We start from the raw sequence: 16374 nt of genomic DNA, 5'->3' as shown, positions 1-16374 counted from the left end.
CCCACCGGTTCCTGTTCAACCCCACCGGTTCCGGTCCAACCCACCTGGTTCCGGTCCAACCCACCTGGTTCCTGTCCGAGCCCACCTGGTTCCTGTCCGAGCCCACCTGGTTCCTCTCCGAGCCCACCGGTTCCCGTGCCGGCCCACGGTTCTGTCCCAGCCCGGGACGCAGAGAACCCGGCCCCGCTGGGACGGGGGCCGGGTTGTAGGTTGCGGCGCCGGGAGGAGTGAGGCTTGCTCCCGGCGCCGCTGGGTGGTGCTACCGAATCAGTCACCCCACCGAGGTGACTCTTTCGGGTCCCGCATCACTGACCAGGGAGGGTCAGTTGTTCTGCGCGGAGTCCTGCTCGCACGTCTTCAGCGTGTCAACGGAGTTGCCGTCGTTGAACGCGCCCAGGACGCCGGCCAGGTTGGTCAGCGGGACGTTGCCGCCGATGCCGGTCGCGGACAGCTCGTTGTGGCAGGCCTGCCACGGGCCGACGTTGTTGCGGCTGACCGAGAGCAGCCCGTTGTCGCCCCGCTTGTACCACTTGCTGTTGGCCTGCGCGTTGCCCTGCTCGCAGGTCTTGACAGCGGTGACCGAGTTGCCGTTGTTGAAGAAGCCGACGATGCCGGTGACATCGCTGGCCGGCACGTTGCCGCCGATGCCGGTGCCGGAACCGAACAGGTGGCAGGCCTGGAACGGGCCGACGTTGTTGTCGTCGAGGGCGACCAGGTCGCCGTTCCGCTTGACGCCGTACCAGCCGTGGTTGCCGTAGGCCTTGCTGGCCAGCGACGCCGCGTCGGCCAGGCCGGTGTCCTGCGCCTTCTGCTGGGTGTCGTCGAGAACGTTCGCGCTCACAACGGTGGCCAGGCCCAGCGTGGCGACGGTCGCCACAGCCGCGGCTGCGGCGATCTTGCGAGTTACCTGCATTATGCCAGGTTTCCTTTCGGGTTTGACGGATTCGTCTTAGTGCTAACGACACCTGGCGAGGGGCGTTACAAACTTTTTTGTCAGCTATTTCGGTACTCACGGGGCTCATAGCCGACCGGTGATGAGTTGGCTGACAGGGCAACGAAATCCGTTCTGACCAGGCAACTTACCGGCACCGGGCGGTCGCCGGAGTGAGCGGAAGTCGAGATGGAACGGCCCGTAACCGATGACCGGCTACCTCGTTGAGTCAGCGCGGGTGACGGATGAACCCGGTGATTCGGAAGATTGTTCTCGGTGGGCTCGGTGGTCGCCGAATAGGCAATACCATGATGAATCGGAATGTCGTTGCAACATTGCCGGAGTTTCGCACCATGTTTTTTTCGGGGCAGGGTGCCGCCCGGCAGACCAGGCCCGCTGCCGCGCGCATCGGCAGCGGTGGGAGACCCGGGTCCCTTGGGGCCCGGGTCTTTCCTTTGTCCGGAATCAGCTACGCCGGCGCTCGGCCGTGACCACGAGCGCGACCCCGATGATGATCACCGCGCCACCGACCAGGATCTGCCAGGTGATGTGCTCGCCGAGGATCAGCCACCCGAGCAGTACGGCGACCGCCGGGTTCACGTACGCGTACGTACCGATCAGCGAGATCGGCGCGTTGGCCAGCAGATACGAGTACGCCGAGTACGCCAGCAGTGATCCGAACACGACCAGATAGGCCAGCGCGACCCACCCGGATCCGTCGATCTCCCCGAGGTGCAGCCGCCCGGGCTCACCACGGAGTACGCCGACCAGGACCATCGCCGTACCGCCGAAGACCATCTCGTACAGCGCGGTCACCAGCGGGTCGCGCGGCAGTCCGAGCCGCGGGGCGAACCGGGATCCGATCGCCCAGCAAATCGTGCCGACCACCAGGATCGCCACCGACAGCGGCTTCGCGCTGGTGTTGCCGCCGGACAACGCCAGCAACGCGGCACCGCCGAAGCCGATCAGTACGCCGACCCACGTCAGCCCGCGGGGTCGCTCGCCACCGCCGACCCGCAGCAGCATCAGCCACAGGGGGATCGCGGCGACCAGCAACGCGGCCAGACCGGACGGAACCGTCTGCTCCGCGATCGCGACCGCACCGTTGCCGAAGGCAAGCAGCAGGATGCCGACCGTGGCCGCGCCGAGCGCCTCCCGGCGGGTGATCCGCAGTCGGCGCCACCCCGACTTCAGGCTCAGTGCCGCGGCCAGCAGGACGCCCGCGGTCAGGAACCGGGTCGCCATCCCGAGCATCGGCGGGATGTCCGCGTCCACGACCACCCGGATGGCCAGGTAGGTCGAGCCCCAGACGACGTACACGACCGCGAGCGCGGTCCAGATCATCGCGCCCGACGCCGGCTTGGCGCCGGTCTCGGGGAGTACGGCCGGGGCAGGCGCGGCCATCCAGGCCTCCTCAGTTGCATCGAAAGTGTCTGTCAGGGGTGTCATGCAAAGACGATGCTTACGCTAAGCCTGCCCGATCCGCCACGCAAGCCGGTATCCGGCCAGCAATCCGCTGTTTCCCGCCAGGCCATGCGTACGGGGCAGGGTGCCCGTACGACCCTGCCCGTACGACCCTGATCGTGAGGAGAGCTGGATGCGGATCGCCGGAGTCCTGGTTGCTGCGATGACCGTCACGCTGGGCGCCTGCCCGGCGTACGCGAGCGGGCTGACGGAGGTGACCGCCGCAGCCGAGACCGCGCCGAACTGGGACGACGACGCCGGCGGCAACGCGAACGCCGACGACCCGGCCATCTGGGTCGACGCCGAGCACCCCGAGCGGAGCGTCGTCCTCGGAACGCTGAAGAACGGCGGCCTCACGGTCTTCGACCTGACCGGCAAGCAGGTGCAGCGGTTCGCGACGCCGCCCGCGCCGGAGCCGGGTCAGGAGCCGGGCTGGTTCAACAACGTCGACATTGTCGACAATCTGGCGATCGTCACCGACCGCGGTCGCGACCAGCTCCGGACGTACGCCGTGAAGGCCGGGCGACTCACCGACGTGACCAGCGCCACGGCGCCGCTCGTGTTCAGCAAGGACACCGCGGAGGTCCAGGACCAGCGGACCGCTTACGGGCTCGCGGCGACCAAGATCAAGGGCCGGACGGTCGTCGCCGTGACGCGGCGCAGCGAGACCCGGGTCGGATTCCTCACGCTGGTCCCGGACGGGCACGGCAAGATCACCTACCGCTCGATCGGCGCGGTCGACCTACCGAGCAACTTCAAGCTCTCCGACGGCAGCACCTGGTCGCCCTGCGAGGAGCCTGGCGACCGGCCGCAGCTCGAGGGCATGGTGTTCGACCGCACCACCAACGACCTGTACGCCGCTCAGGAGGACGTCGGCGTCTGGCGGATCCCGCAGCACGGCAAGCCGGAATTGCTCGAGAAGGTCCGCGAGTTCGGGCAGCGAGCCGTCTACAACGAGGAGACCGAGGAGTGCGAGGCGGCCGGGCCGGTCAGCCGGGACGCCGGGAAGTACCTCAGCGCCGACGCCGAAGGACTCACGATCGCCTATCGCAACGGCGTACGGACGCTCTACGCGTCCAGCCAGGGTGACTCGACGTTCGCGGTCTACCGGATGGACGGTCGCCGACTGGTCTACCGCGCCGGCTTCGAGGTGACCGACAGTCCGGCGGCGGACGGCGTACAGCACAGTGACGGTGCGGCGGTGACGACTCAGCCGCTCGGGGCGCGGTTCCCGCACGGCCTGTTCGCGGTCCACGACGGCGAGAACACGCCCGGTGATGGCGACCGCGAGGGCACGAACTTCAAGCTCGTCCGGCTGGAGAAACTGCCCTGATCGAGACGCATTTGTGACACATCTCGTCAAGACCGGCCGAGCTCTGTAATATGAGCGCGGACATGGGACCAGTGGATGGACTGGTGTCTCATCCTGAGACCCGTTTCGGTACCGCCGTACCCGGTCGCGTCCAGACAGTTAGCGGATCAGGCACCTGCTGGGTACGGTGTCCGGCAAGATGGTGGTGAGACCAGTGAGGAGGTCCACTGCCAACAGTGCATCAACCCCTGGAATCACGCGGTCCTGCCTGCGAATGCCTCATCCGGCGCAACGGGCCGGCCCCGTGCAACGTTGCGGTCGCGGCGATCCCGCGCTCGAACCCGAGGAGTGCATGTGAGTGAGTCGGTGCCGGGAATTGCCCCGGAAGTTTTCGCGCCCGTCGAGGCGCCGGTCAGTCCGCCCCAGGCCTCCGAAGAGGTCGAGTTCGTCCAGCTGCTGACGCCCGAAGGTGAGCGCGTCGAGCACCCGGACTACGCCTTCGAGCTCGACGACGAGGCGATCAAGGGGTTCTACCGGGACATGACCCTGGTCCGCCGGATCGACACCGAGGCGACCGCCCTGCAGCGTCAGGGTGAGCTCGGCCTGTGGGCGTCGCTGCTCGGTCAGGAGGCCGCCCAGATCGGCTCCGGCCGCGCGCTGAACTCCAAGGACATGGTCTTCCCGACGTACCGCGAGCACGGCGTGGCCTTCTGCCAGGGCGTCGACCCGCTGCGGCTGCTCGGCCTGTTCCGCGGCGTCGACCAGGGCGGCTGGGACCCCAAGGACAACAACTTCCACCTGTACACGATCGTGATCGGCGCCCAGACGCTGCACGCGACCGGGTACGCGATGGGCCAGCAGCGCGACCACTCCATCGGTGACGCCGAGAACGGCGAGGCCACGATCGCGTACTTCGGTGACGGCGCCAGCAGCCAGGGTGACGTCAACGAGGCGTTCATCTGGGCGTCGGTGTTCAACGCCCCGGTCGTGTTCTTCTGCCAGAACAACCAGTGGGCGATCTCCGAGCCGATCGACCGGCAGACCCGGATCCCGCTGTACCAGCGCGCGGCCGGCTTCGGCTTCCCCGGCGTCCGCGTCGACGGCAACGACGTACTCGCGACGTACGCCGTCACCCAGCAGGCGCTGAAGCGGGCCCGGGAGGGCAGCGGGCCGACCCTGATCGAGGCCTACACCTACCGGATGGGCGCCCACACCACCTCCGACGACCCGACGAAGTACCGGCTCAGCGAGGACCTCGAGCACTGGAAGCTCAAGGACCCGATCGAGCGCGTGCACGCCTACCTGGCCCGCACGGCCGGCGTCGACCACGACTTCTTCGACGAGGTCGAGGCCGAGGCGGACAAGGTCGCCGCAGAGCTGCGGGCCGGCTGCCTGTCGATGCCCGACCCGGTGATGACCGAGTTCTTCGACCTCGTGTACGTCGAGCAGACGCCGGAACTGGTCGAGCAGAAGGCCCAGTTCGCCGCGTACGCCGCATCGTTCGGTGTCGATTCAGAGGGCGAGGGCTGAGCAGATGACGAAGATCAGCCTCGGCAAGGGCATCAACATGGGCCTGCGGGCGGCGATGGAGGCCGACCCGAAGGTCGTCGTGATGGGCGAGGACATCGGCAAGCTCGGCGGGGTCTTCCGGGTCACCGAAGGTCTGCAGAAGGACTTCGGCGAGGACCGGGTGATCGACACCCCGCTGGCCGAGTCCGGCATCATCGGGACCGCGGTCGGCCTGGCGCTGCGCGGGTACCGGCCGGTCTGTGAGATCCAGTTCGACGGCTTCGTGTTCCCGGCGTACGACCAGATCATCAACCAGGTCGCGAAGATGCACTACCGGTCGATGGGCAAGATCCGGATGCCGATCGTGATCCGGATCCCGTTCGGCGGTGGCATCGGCGCGGTCGAGCACCACTCGGAGTCGCCGGAGACGCTGTTCGCGCACGTCGCCGGGCTCAAGGTGGTCGCGTGCAGTGAGCCGGTCGACGCGTACTGGATGATCCAGCAGGCGATCGCCTCCGACGACCCGGTGATCTTCTTCGAGCCGAAGCGGAGGTACCACGAGAAGGCGGAGCTGGACGAGTCCGTGCCGCCGGCGCAGCCGCTGCACCAGGCGAAGGTGGTCCGCGAGGGCACCGACGCGACCCTGTTCTGCTACGGCCCGATGGTGAAGACCTGTCTGCAGGCGGCCGAGGCCGCGGTCGAGGACGGCCGGCAGCTCGAGGTCGTCGACCTGCGCACGATCTCGCCGCTGGACCTGCAGGCGATCTACGACTCGGTGCGCAAGACCCGTCGTGCGGTTGTCGTGCACGAGGCGCCGTACTCGCTCGGCCCGGGGTCGGAGATCGCGGCGCGGGTGACCGAGGAGTGCTTCTACCACCTCGAGGCGCCCGTTCTGCGGGTCGCCGGGTACGACACCCCGTATCCGCCGTCGCGGATGGAGGAGGAGTACCTGCCCGACCTGGACCGGGTGCTCGACGGGGTCGACCGGGTGATGGGGTACTGATGGCCATCCAGCAGTTCCGGCTCCCCGACGTGGGTGAGGGCCTGGTCGAGGCCGAGATCGTCAGCTGGAAGGTCAAGCCGGGCGACACGGTCAAGCTCAACGACACCGTCGTCGAGATCGAGACCGCGAAGTCGCTGGTCGAGCTTCCCGTTCCGTTCGCCGGCACCATCACCGAGCTCCTGGTGCCTGAAGGCGAAACAGTCCCGGTAGGTACGCCGATCATCGCGGTCCAGACCGACTCCGCCGAAGGCTCCCCCGAGGACCTGGTCCCGACCATCCCCGAGGAAGACCCCACCGGCGGCCGCACCGCAGTCCTGGTCGGCTACGGCCCCCGCACCACAGAAGCCAAACGCCGCCCCCGCAAGACCGCGGCCCCAGCGGCCCCGGCGCCCGCGGTCTCGGTACCCGCTCCGGCTCCTGTGGTCGAGGCGCCGGCTCCTGAACCCGTTGTTGCCAAGAGCAATGAACCGACCGGATCCGTGCATGTACTGGCGAAGCCGCCGGTGCGGAAGCTGGCCAAGGATCTGGGGATCGAGCTAGCGAGTGTGACGGCTACCGGGCCTGGTGGGATCATCACTCGGGCTGATGTCGAGGCGCATGCGGCTGCTCCGGCTGAGGTTCCGGTGGCACCGGCGTACGAGGCTGCTCCGGTGGTGAGCGGGCGCGAAGACACTCGCGTGCCGGTCAAGGGTGTGCAGAAGGTGATGGCACAGGCCATGGTGGCCAGTGCTTTCACGGCACCGCATGTGACCGAGTGGATCACCGTCGACGTCAGCGCCACCATGGAGCTGGTCGACCGGCTCAAGGGTGACAAGGCGTTCCGGGAGCTCCGAGTCTCGCCGTTGCTGATCGTCGCGAAGGCGGTCACTCTGGCGGCCCGGCGTACGCCGATCGTCAACGCGGCCTGGGACGAGCAGGCGCAGGAGATCGTCTACAAGGGTGCGGTCAACCTCGGCATCGCCGCGGCCACCCCGCGCGGGCTGATCGTTCCGAACATCAAGAACGCGGACGCGCTCACCCTGCCCGAGCTGTGCGGGGCGCTGAACGACCTGGTCGCCACCGCCCGCGAGGGAAAGACCCAACCGGCCGACCAGGCCGGTGGCTCGTTCACGATCACCAACGTCGGCGTCTTCGGCGTCGACGCCGGTACGCCGATCATCAACCCCGGTGAGGCAGCGATCCTCGCGTTCGGCGCGGTTCGCAAGCAGCCGTGGGTGGTCGACGACGAGATCGTCCCCCGCTGGATCACCACGCTCGCGCTCTCCTTCGACCACCGCCTGATCGACGGCGAGAAGGGCTCCACCTTCCTCGCCGACGTGGCCGGCATCCTCGAAGACCCAGCCCGAGCCCTGATGTTCTAGTACGCCGTACTCCGCGAAGGCCCAGGTGAACACCACCTGGGCCTTCGTCGTGTCAGGCGTCGAACGTCAGCACAGCGCGACGATCCTCCGCGACAACCTCGGTGAGCTTGCTGCGCAGCTCGCTGAGTTCATCAGCGCCGTCGGTGTGCAGGACCGGATACAGCTTGATCAGCCGGGCCGCGCTAGCCGCGGCGGCGAACAATGGCAGGTCAGCCAGGTCTGCCTCGGGTAGCGGCCGACGCTGCCGGTAGCCGGCGAGGAACGCGTCGAACCGTCCCTTGTACGTCGGTGTTGGTGTGCCGGCCGAGGTCAGGTCTCGGACGGCGAGAGCGATGTCCGCGACGAACCACGATCGGGCGGCATCGTCGAAGTCGAACGAAGTAGGCACCTCGCCGGCCCACGCCAGATTGTCCAGCTCGAAGTCTCCGTGAATCACCCCGTAGCGCGACGGATCACGAGGCAGTCGGTCCAGCCGGTCGACGAGGCGCCGAACTGAATCCACCAGCGGCGGGTCATCCAGCCCGGCGACCTGTTCCAGCTCGGCGAAGCCCACCGGCAGGCCATCGCCGAACTCGGCAGCCGCCTCATGCAACCGAGCAAGCTCCGTCCCCCACGCACGCGCTTGGGGGAGCGTGAGTACGTCGACCTCCAACTGCCGGCCGGGCGCGGTGGCAACACACATGGCGTGCATCGGCCCGAGGCCAGTATCAACGGTCTCCACCAGCACACCGCCGACCGATCGTCGCGGCCTGGCGACCGCAACGCCACCATCGGCCAGGCTCTGCATCAGCTCGGCCACGATGGCCAGTCCGTCGCGTGACTGCCTTGGCGCGAACCGGAGAAACGACCGCGGTCGCGCCGGGGAGTCTTCGGGAACGACGAAGACGTGCCTCGCACTGGAGCGCCACCAACGAGCAGTACCGGCCGCGTACCCCCAGCGGGCAGCGACCGCGTCTGCCACGGAGGAGCGCCCGGCCGTGTCGACCGTACGCTCCAATCTGTTGATCTCTCCGAGCGTCATCATCACTGCAACCCTGCACGAGCGGCCCAGTGACCCGCATCGGGTTTCCCCGCCCTTACCGCTGCAGACGATTAGCTGCCCGTGAAATATGGCTGAACCGTCGCAGTCCTGGGTGAGAAGGTGGGGGACGTGCTCGTACTGGTGGTGGTGCTCGGGGCGGCGGTATTGCACGCCACGTGGAACGCTATGGCGCACGGTGTGCCGGATCGGCTGGCCGGGTTCGCGCTGCTGGGGGTGGCGTCGGGGACTGCCGGGCTCATCGCGATCGTTTTCACCGGTCCACCGCCTGCAGGCACTTGGCCGTACATCGTCGCGTCGATCGTGCTGCACTGCGTGTACTACGGCGGCCTGCTGGCGTCGTACCAGCTGGGTCAGTTCAGCCAGATGTATCCGCTGGCCCGCGGTACGTCGCCCTGGGTCGTCGCCGTGGTGTCGATCGTCGTACTGCATCAGATGCTGGCGCCCGTCGAGCTCGCCGGCGTACTGCTCATCTCCGCCGGGCTGATCGGGTTGGTGTTCATCGGACGGTCGGCCGGACGTGCGCAGACCGCGGCCCTGCTCGCCGCCGCCGGGACGGGCCTCGCGATCGCCGCGTACACGGTGGTCGACGGTCTCGCGGTCCACAAGATGCCGGTGGCGACGTACATGGGCTGGGTGTTCATGATCCAGGGCTTCATCGTGCCGGTGGTAGCACTCAGCTGGCGCGGTACGGCCGTCTTCCGCCAACCCCGGTCCGCGATCCTGACCGGCCTCGGCGGCGGACTAGTGTCGATGGTCGCCTACGGCCTGGTCCTCTGGGCCCAGACCCGAGGCACCCTCGCCGCGATCGCAGCCCTCCGCGAAACCAGCATCATCTTCGGCGCCATCATCGGCGCCCTCTTCTTCAACGAACGCTTCGGCCCCCGCCGAGCCCTGGCCGCCGCAGTCGTAGTAGCCGGCATAGTCCTCATCAGCACGTCCTGACGAAGCACGCTGCAGAGGATGTCGGCGTGGCCGGCGTCGTGAGCTGCCGGTGGTGAGAGCATGTCGTGCTGACCCGTGGTCGGGTGCCGCGCTGACCGTGGCGCCGTGGCGTCGGCGATGGTCGAGTTTCGGGCTGTTAGGGGTTGCTTGTGGCTGTGGATGATGTGCGGGATGCGTATGGGCGGTGGGCGGAGGAGTACGCCGACATGTTCGCCTCGATGGAGGCTACGCATGAGCTGGATCGCAAGCTGGTATCGCAGTGGGCCGGTGGGATCACGGGCCGGATCATCGACGCGGGGTGCGGGCCTGGCCAGTGGACCGACTATCTCCGCGGCCTCGGCTGCGACGTCGAGGGTGTGGATCTGGTGCCGCGCTTCGTGGACATCGCCCGATCGCGGTTCCCTGCCGTCTCCTACCGTGTCGGCGGGCTGGACGACCTCGGCGTACCCGATCGCTCGGTAGCAGGGATCCTGTCGTGGTACTCGATCATCCACACCGATCCGGACCACGTGCCGCGCATTCTCGACGAGTTCGCGCGATGCCTGTGTGACGGTGGCGGCTTGGTTCTCGGCATGTGCGAAGGCTCGCAGGTGGAGCCGTTCGCACACAGGGTGACGACCGCCTACTTCTGGTCGGTCGAGGAGATGTCACAGCGGCTCGTGGAATCAGGCTTCCAGGTCGAAGCATCGGAAACCCGCTATGACGGGAAACGACCCCATGCCGCGATCGTCGCGCGGCGCGTACGCGTCGAACCCTGACGAGCGGAAGCCCGTCGTCACAGTCGCTTCGTGGGCACGTCCGGGTCGATTCCCAGTGCGCTGAATCGCTCGGTGAGGTCATCGACCCACTCTGGCGGTGTCCGGTGATCCGGTAGCGGGACGCCCGCTTCGCTGCGCCACAGTGCGTCCGCGAGGGCGGTTCGCAGATGCCAGGCCATGACGCGATCGACTGCCAGCTCGCGGCCGGTGATCTGCGTGTAGTGGCGCAGGGTGGCGGTGAGCAGCTCGACGCCCGGACCTGTTCCGGGGAAGGTGCGCAGGTCGTACTCCGCCTCGGCGAGGCCCGCGGTCTCGAAGTCGACGACTACGCGGAGGTGCTCGCCGTCCCATACCTGATTGCCGCCATGGAGATCGCCGTGTACCAGCACGCTCGGGCGCGGCGTCGCCAGTACGTCGTCCGCCCAGTCGCACCACCTGATGACTGCGGAACGCTGATCTGGCCGAGCCCATTTCACGAACCCGTCGCGTAAGGCGTCGCCTGTGGCTGGTTGCAGTGCGGCAGGGGCAAGTTCACCGAGGGCGCCTTCGACGCGTTCGCGGGTCGCCGGATGGTGCAACTCACCCAGAAACTGAGCGAGCTGCTGACCCACAAGGTCCCGGTCAAGCAAGTCCACGACCTCGAACAGCGCCTCGCCCGGCACCAGCTTGGTCACCAAGAGCAGTGGATCGGTGCTGCTGGCAACCACTTCCGGCAGAAACGGAACCGCCGGCTCGCGCGCCAACGCCTCCAAGACGGCGATCTCATGCGCCAACCGAAGCCCGGCAGGCCGTGACCACGCAAACTTCGCAACGAACCGCCCGCCGACCATGGCGCTCGCCGACCACCACAAGGCGTCCTCGCCGATCGATTCGCGAATCGCGATCGGGTAGTCGCCCAGCCCGGGCGCAACACGCCTCAGCGCCCCGGCGACCGCCGCGGACGAGCCGTCCGCCAACCACCGCACGGCCGAAACCCTGTCCCATCCCGCCGAAGCGATTCCGTGAAGCGTGCCCGGCAGTGCCGCGTCATCGGCCATAACCGGCAGTCAACCGACGAGACTCACACGAGCGCAACCGAATTCCACGGTGCTGCTCGTGGATTACGAGCGGGCGCGTGGGGCAGACCACAGTTGTATAGAGGAGTGGGGGTCCCGGGCGGGGGACCCCCACTCAGTCAGTTGACGGCGTCGAGGGCGTCGGCGATGCCTTCGCCGAAGAAGGCGTTGTTGGCCGTGGTGCCGGTGCAGCGGGCGTCCGGGGTGACCGGGCAGGCGGTGTCGTCGGCTTGCTTGCGTAGTGCCGACTCCAGCTGGCTCGGGCCCCACCACGGGTGGATCGACTTCATCAGGGCCGCGATGCCGGTGACGTGCGGCGACGCCATCGACGTACCGCTCGAGAGGCCGTACCTGCCGCCGGGCAGGGTGGACAGGATCGAGCTTCCGGGAGCGGCGACGTCGATCTTGTTCAGGCCGAAGTTCGAGAAGCTGCTGCGGGCCCGGGCCTGCGTGGTGCTGGCGACGGTGATGACGCCGGGCAGCTCGGTCGGCATGTCCAGACAGTCGTTGTTGATGGTCCGGGTGGCCGGGGTCGTGTCGTTCGGGCTGCCGCTGTCGGTGGTCTTGTTGGCGAGGTCGTAGTTCGAGTTGCCCGCCGCCGCGACCGAGAGTACGCCGCGACCGGTCGCGTAGGCGTACGCGCGCCGGACCGCTTCCTGCACCGCACCCTGGTCACCGTTGTCCTTGCACCAGAATTCCCACGGGTCGATGAAGTAGCTGTGGTTGGTGACGTCCATGTGGTGCTCGGCGGCCCAGACGATGCCGCAGATCGAGTACTCCGGGTAGATGAACCCGTCGTCGTTCACGACCTTGACCGAAGCGATCCGCACACCAGGCGCAACGCCGACGATGCCCACACCGTTGCGGGCCGCGGCGACCGTGCCGGCGACGTGCGTACCGTGCGAGCTGGTCGTCGGCCGCCAGGCGCCGGGCGTCGTGTTGGGTACGCCGTTGTTCACACAGTTGACCGAGTCCTTCGCGTCGAAGTTCGGCGCGAGGTCCGGGTGGGTGTCGTCGACACCGCTGTCGTTGATGCCGACCAGCACCTGCCGGGAGCCGTCGGTCACCGCGTGGGCTTGGTCCGCCTTGATCTGGACCATGTCCCACTGCTCGCCCTCACGCGGGTCGAGCACCGGGGTCGCCTCTGAATCGTCGATCGCGTTCATTCCACCCGCGGACGCCGCTCCGGAGCCGGTCGGGCCTTCCTTGACGGCGGCCGTCCGAGTAGCGCCGACGGACTGCACCTCGCGTCCGTTGTGCCCCGCGCGGACGTCGGTGCGGAAGTCCGGATTGGTCGACTGTGCGATCACCACGCCCAGCTGCTGGTACGCCGTGACCACCGTGCCACCGGCCGCCTCAACCGCCTGCTCGACCTTGCGGACGTGCCCGGGCGAGGCCTTGGTGTTGACGACGTAGTTCATCAGCGGTCCGGGCGTGGCCGCGGCGGTCTGCGGTACGGCGTGCGCCGTGGCGGCACCGAGTGTCGTCAATGCCAGCGCGGCTGCGGCCAGGCCGGCCGTCAGCCGTCGGGGACGGGAAGTTCGGGACACGCTGCCTCCTCAGGGGCTGGGCCTGGACGGACGGGTCCAGGCTCGGTACCCCGGACTGTAGAGCGGATTCCGGACCGGCGGAGTTCTTCCTCCACAACGCAGGGGAAACCCTGCACCTGTCACTACCGAGAGTCCATCCGTTCACGCTCAGTTGCCCACATGCTGTGGATCGGCCTGTGGATAACTCGTGGACAAGCTGGGGAATACCTGGCCCCGCCGGTGGATTAGCTGTGTGTGTAAGATAAATACAACAGAGATACGAGTCGTATGGGAGATCTGTGACAAGCGGGGTGCCGGAACACGAGCCGGCGAGTGTGGCGTTGGAATTAGGTGACGAAACCGCGGAGATCGCCCGGGTGGTGGTCGAGGCGGCGCCGGGGGTGGAGAAGATCCCCGCGGCGGAGCGGGTGTACGCCTACGTCAAGGCGGCGATCCTGGACCGGACGTATCCGGGCGGCGAGTTGCTGACCGAGGGCGAGCTGGCCACCGCGGTCGGGGTGTCGCGCACCCCGGTGCGCGAGGCGTTGCTCCGGCTGGAGGAGTCCGGCCTGGTGAAGCTGTACCCGAAGAAGGGTGCGCTGGTCCGGCCGGTGGTGCCACAGGAGATCGACGACGTCCTCGAGGCCCGCGAGCTGATCGAGACGCACGCCGCCGCCAAGGTGTGGCCGCGGCGCAAGCAGCTGATCGAGACTCTGACCCAGCGCGTCGACGAGATGCGCGCGCACCGCAAGACCGGTGACGCGAAGAGCTTCCTGGAGGCCGACCGGGCCTTCCACGAGGCCATTGTCGGTGCCGCCGGCAACGAAATCCTGGCCAAGCTCTACGACAGCCTCCGCGACCGCCAGGTCCGGATGGGCGTGCCCGGCATCGAGATGCAGCCGGCCCGGATGGACAAGTCCATCGTCGCCCACCAGGAGATGATCGACGCCCTCGGCGGCAACAGCGTGAAGCGGTTCCGCGACCTCGTGGTCTCCCACATCGACACCGCCGCGGCGGACCTGCGGGGCACTCGGTGACCGAACTCCTCTTCCCCCTGGGCGGACGTCGGGCCTGGGCGGTGTGGACCGCTGCTGTCCTGACTTATCTGGTGACCGTCCTGCACCGCGGCTCCATGAGCGTGGCCGGCCTGCAGGCCGCGGAACGCTTCCACATCTCCGCATCCGCGCTGGCCAGCTTCACCGTCGTACAGCTGACTGTGTACGCCGCCATGCAGGTGCCGGTCGGCGTACTGCTCGACCGGTACGGCTCCAAGCGGCTGCTGATCACCGCATCCGGACTGCTCTTCGTGGCGCAGTCGGCATTCAGCCTGGTCGACTCGTACCCCGCAGCGCTCGCGGCACGCGCCGTACTGGGTGTCGGCGACGCGCTGGTGTTCATCAGCGTGCTGCGGGTCGTCATGGCGTGGTTCCCGGCGCTACGGCAGCCGGTGATGACTCAGGCGACCGGAATGCTTGGTGGTCTCGGTGCGATCGTCTCGACCGTGCCGATGGCTGCAGCCTTCCACTCCTTCGGTTGGACCAGCACATTCGCCGGTGCCAGCATCCTGAGTCTGCTGACCGGTCTCGCTGTGCTGTTCCTGATCAAGGACAGCCCGTACGACGAGCCGCTGCGACGGACCAAGCAGTCGCTCGGCGAGGTACGGCACAACCTGCGGCGAGCCTGGAAGGAGCCCGGGACGCGACTAGGGCTGTGGACACACTTCACCACCAGCTTCTCCGGCAGCACCTTCGGCCTGCTCTGGGGTTACCCGTTCCTCGTTCAGGGCCAGGGCGTCGCCCCAACGACCGCTGCGGCGATGCTGATCCTCCCTGTGCTCGCAGGGCTCTGCTATGGCCCGTTGGTCGGGCGGTACGCCGCTCGCTTCCCGTTCTACCGGTCCTGGATCGTGCTGGCCGTGATCGGCGGCTCGGTGTTGATGTGGACCGTCGTACTGCTCTGGCCGGGCCAGGCGCCGATGCCGGTGATCCTGCTGCTGATCGTCGTACAGGCCGCTGGTGGGCCAGGGTCGATGCTCGGGCTGGACTACGCGCGGACCTTCAACCCGGCCACCCGGTTCGGTGCGGCCAACGGGATGGTCAACACCGGTGGGTTCATCGCGACGCTGCTCTGCATCGGCATGGTCGGCATCCTGCTCGACACGTCGTCGGGTGGGGCGCCGCAGACCATCGAGGACTTCAAGTTCGCACTGGCCTTCCAGTACGTGCTGTGGGCGATCGGCACCCGCCAGATCCTCAAGTACCGCCGCAAGGCCCGCGGCCACCTGGCCCGCTACAACCCCGAGGCCTACGAGGCCCTCCTGGCCAACCAGATCGTCCCCGTAAAAGGCTGATACCAGCGGGCTGGCATGGCCTGACAGCCGAGTGTCAGGGCGGTGCCAGTACGCCGGGAGACGGTAATCCCAGTGAAGTGAGTCCACTGGGAGGAACCGATGACCACAACGAACCAGGTCGCCATCGAGGCAACCGGCTTGGTCAAGAATTATGGCAACACCACCGCCCTGGCCGGCGTCGACCTGAGTGTGCCGACCGGCACGGTCCTCGGGGTTCTCGGCCCGAACGGCGCCGGCAAGACCACGGCGGTCCGCATCCTCGGCACCCTGCTCCGGCCCGATGCCGGACATGCCACGGTCGGCGGGTACGACGTCGTCCGGGAGGCCGGCAGGGTTCGCGAGATCGTCGGGCTGACCGGGCAGTACGCCTCGGTCGACGAGGACATGTCCGGCCGCCGGAACCTGATCATGATCGGCCGGCTGCTCGGGTACTCCCGGGATCAGTCCCGGGCCCGGGCCGACGAGTTGCTGGAGCGGTTCGAGCTGACCGACGCCGGTGACCGGATCGCAAAGACGTACTCCGGCGGCATGCGCCGGCGCCTCGACCTGGCCGCCAGCCTGGTCGGGCACCCGAGCATCCTGTACCTGGACGAGCCCACCACCGGTCTCGACCCGCACGCCCGCAACGGCGTCTGGGAGACGATCCGCAACCTGGTGCTCGACGGGACCACGGTGCTGCTCACCACGCAGTACCTGGAGGAGGCCGATGCGCTGGCCGACTCGATCGTGGTGTTCGACAAGGGCGCGGTGGTCGCCTCCGGCCGGCCGGCCGAGCTCAAGGCGCAGGCGGGTAAGCAGTCGCTCGACGTCCGCCCGACCGAGCCCGCGCACATCGAACGCGTGGCCGCGATCGTCGCCGAGTCGGTCGGTGCGCGGCCGACCGTCGACGTGGTGAACGCGCTGGTCAGCGTGCCGGTCACGGACGGCAGCTCGATGCCGGTCGTCGTACGGCGCCTGGACGAGGAAGGCATCGCGGTCACCGAACTGTCCCTGCGGCTGCCCAGCCTGGACGAGGTCTTCCTCGCCCTGACCGGGCACACCGCCGAAGAGCGTCCGCAGGACGCGGTCCTGGAAGGAGCGGGCCTGTGAACGAGCGAAGCGAGTTCACCATCAAGCAC

14 protein-coding genes are annotated in these 16374 nt (G+C 68.0%); 9 read left to right on the top strand and 5 right to left on the bottom strand.

What is annotated here, in order from left to right:
• Positions 1 to 322 precede the first annotated feature (322 nt).
• Both ACZ3HV_RS24835 and ACZ3HV_RS24830 read right to left on the bottom strand, forming a co-directional pair.
• On the bottom strand, positions 323 to 913 hold the full coding sequence (locus ACZ3HV_RS24835; protein ID WP_360361346.1) for a hypothetical protein: 591 nt from the start codon (positions 911 to 913) through the stop codon (positions 323 to 325).
• A 483-nt stretch (positions 914 to 1396) separates the two neighbouring features.
• On the bottom strand, positions 1397 to 2335 hold the full coding sequence (locus tag ACZ3HV_RS24830) for an EamA family transporter (RefSeq protein ID WP_465687354.1): 939 nt from the start codon (positions 2333 to 2335) through the stop codon (positions 1397 to 1399).
• A 193-nt stretch (positions 2336 to 2528) separates the two neighbouring features.
• On the opposite strand from ACZ3HV_RS24830, the gene ACZ3HV_RS24825 reads away from it, so the two are divergent.
• The 4 genes from ACZ3HV_RS24825 (at position 2529) to ACZ3HV_RS24810 (ending at position 7580) form a co-directional block, all read left to right on the top strand.
• On the top strand, positions 2529 to 3728 hold the full coding sequence (locus ACZ3HV_RS24825) for a phytase (RefSeq protein ID WP_465687353.1): 1200 nt from the start codon (positions 2529 to 2531) through the stop codon (positions 3726 to 3728).
• Between the two features lie 333 nt (positions 3729 to 4061).
• Entirely contained in the window at positions 4062 to 5237 is a 1176-nt protein-coding gene (gene pdhA, locus ACZ3HV_RS24820) for a pyruvate dehydrogenase (acetyl-transferring) E1 component subunit alpha (RefSeq protein WP_465687352.1), read from the top strand.
• A gap of 4 nt (positions 5238 to 5241) precedes the next feature.
• The gene (locus ACZ3HV_RS24815) at positions 5242 to 6219 is read left to right on the top strand and encodes an alpha-ketoacid dehydrogenase subunit beta (RefSeq protein ID WP_465687351.1); all 978 of its coding nucleotides are present in this window, start codon (positions 5242 to 5244) and stop codon (positions 6217 to 6219) included.
• Positions 6219 to 7580 carry a dihydrolipoamide acetyltransferase family protein gene (locus ACZ3HV_RS24810; RefSeq protein WP_465687350.1) on the top strand — a complete coding sequence of 454 codons (1362 nt, stop codon included), beginning with the start codon at positions 6219 to 6221 and terminating at the stop codon, positions 7578 to 7580. Before ACZ3HV_RS24815 ends, ACZ3HV_RS24810 begins: the two co-directional genes overlap by 1 nt.
• A 52-nt stretch (positions 7581 to 7632) precedes the next feature.
• On the opposite strand, the gene ACZ3HV_RS24805 is transcribed toward ACZ3HV_RS24810, so the two are convergent.
• Positions 7633 to 8604, bottom strand: coding sequence for a phosphotransferase enzyme family protein (locus tag ACZ3HV_RS24805; RefSeq protein ID WP_465687349.1), 972 nt, complete (start codon positions 8602 to 8604; stop codon positions 7633 to 7635).
• A gap of 126 nt (positions 8605 to 8730) precedes the next feature.
• On the opposite strand from ACZ3HV_RS24805, the gene ACZ3HV_RS24800 reads away from it, so the two are divergent.
• Entirely contained in the window at positions 8731 to 9564 is an 834-nt protein-coding gene (locus tag ACZ3HV_RS24800; protein ID WP_465687348.1) for an EamA family transporter, read from the top strand.
• A 155-nt stretch (positions 9565 to 9719) separates the two neighbouring features.
• A complete protein-coding gene (locus tag ACZ3HV_RS24795) occupies positions 9720 to 10322 on the top strand; it encodes a class I SAM-dependent DNA methyltransferase (protein ID WP_465687347.1) in 603 nt (200 codons plus the stop codon).
• A gap of 17 nt (positions 10323 to 10339) precedes the next feature.
• Here the strand turns inward: ACZ3HV_RS24795 and ACZ3HV_RS24790 are convergent, their stop codons facing one another.
• Together ACZ3HV_RS24790 and ACZ3HV_RS24785 are read right to left on the bottom strand one after the other, a co-directional pair.
• Positions 10340 to 11359: a phosphotransferase family protein gene (locus ACZ3HV_RS24790; protein WP_465687346.1), complete on the bottom strand. Its 1020-nt coding sequence runs from the start codon at positions 11357 to 11359 to the stop codon at positions 10340 to 10342.
• A gap of 137 nt (positions 11360 to 11496) precedes the next feature.
• On the bottom strand, positions 11497 to 12927 hold the full coding sequence (locus ACZ3HV_RS24785) for a S8 family peptidase (protein ID WP_465687345.1): 1431 nt from the start codon (positions 12925 to 12927) through the stop codon (positions 11497 to 11499).
• Positions 12928 to 13205: 278 nt separating this feature from the next.
• On the opposite strand from ACZ3HV_RS24785, the gene ACZ3HV_RS24780 reads away from it, so the two are divergent.
• The 3 genes from ACZ3HV_RS24780 to ACZ3HV_RS24770 all read left to right on the top strand — a co-directional run bounded on the left by ACZ3HV_RS24780 (position 13206) and on the right by ACZ3HV_RS24770 (position 16345).
• Complete coding sequence (locus tag ACZ3HV_RS24780; protein ID WP_465687344.1) at positions 13206 to 13943, top strand: GntR family transcriptional regulator; 738 nt, start codon at positions 13206 to 13208, stop codon at positions 13941 to 13943.
• A complete protein-coding gene (locus ACZ3HV_RS24775) occupies positions 13940 to 15256 on the top strand; it encodes an MFS transporter (RefSeq protein WP_465687343.1) in 1317 nt (438 codons plus the stop codon). Before ACZ3HV_RS24780 ends, ACZ3HV_RS24775 begins: the two co-directional genes overlap by 4 nt.
• A 99-nt stretch (positions 15257 to 15355) precedes the next feature.
• Positions 15356 to 16345, top strand: a complete 990-nt coding sequence (locus tag ACZ3HV_RS24770; RefSeq protein ID WP_465687342.1) for an ATP-binding cassette domain-containing protein — start codon at positions 15356 to 15358, stop codon at positions 16343 to 16345.
• Positions 16346 to 16374 lie beyond the last annotated feature (29 nt).

This window comes from Kribbella sp. NPDC020701 (assembly GCF_055562215.1).
Note: the sequence above shows the minus strand (reverse complement) of the source record. Positions and strands in the feature narration are given on the sequence as shown.

Coding starts and splice junctions, on each gene's coding strand:
- ACZ3HV_RS24835 (WP_360361346.1), bottom strand. CDS start 913: ATGCAGGTAACTCGCAAGATCGCCGCAGCCGCGGCTGTGGCGACCGTC.
- ACZ3HV_RS24830 (WP_465687354.1), bottom strand. CDS start 2,335: ATGGCCGCGCCTGCCCCGGCCGTACTCCCCGAGACCGGCGCCAAGCCG.
- ACZ3HV_RS24805 (WP_465687349.1), bottom strand. CDS start 8,604: ATGATGACGCTCGGAGAGATCAACAGATTGGAGCGTACGGTCGACACG.
- ACZ3HV_RS24790 (WP_465687346.1), bottom strand. CDS start 11,359: ATGGCCGATGACGCGGCACTGCCGGGCACGCTTCACGGAATCGCTTCG.
- ACZ3HV_RS24810 (WP_465687350.1), top strand. CDS start 6,219: ATGGCCATCCAGCAGTTCCGGCTCCCCGACGTGGGTGAGGGCCTGGTC.
- ACZ3HV_RS24770 (WP_465687342.1), top strand. CDS start 15,356: ATGACCACAACGAACCAGGTCGCCATCGAGGCAACCGGCTTGGTCAAG.
- ACZ3HV_RS24815 (WP_465687351.1), top strand. CDS start 5,242: ATGACGAAGATCAGCCTCGGCAAGGGCATCAACATGGGCCTGCGGGCG.
- ACZ3HV_RS24825 (WP_465687353.1), top strand. CDS start 2,529: ATGCGGATCGCCGGAGTCCTGGTTGCTGCGATGACCGTCACGCTGGGC.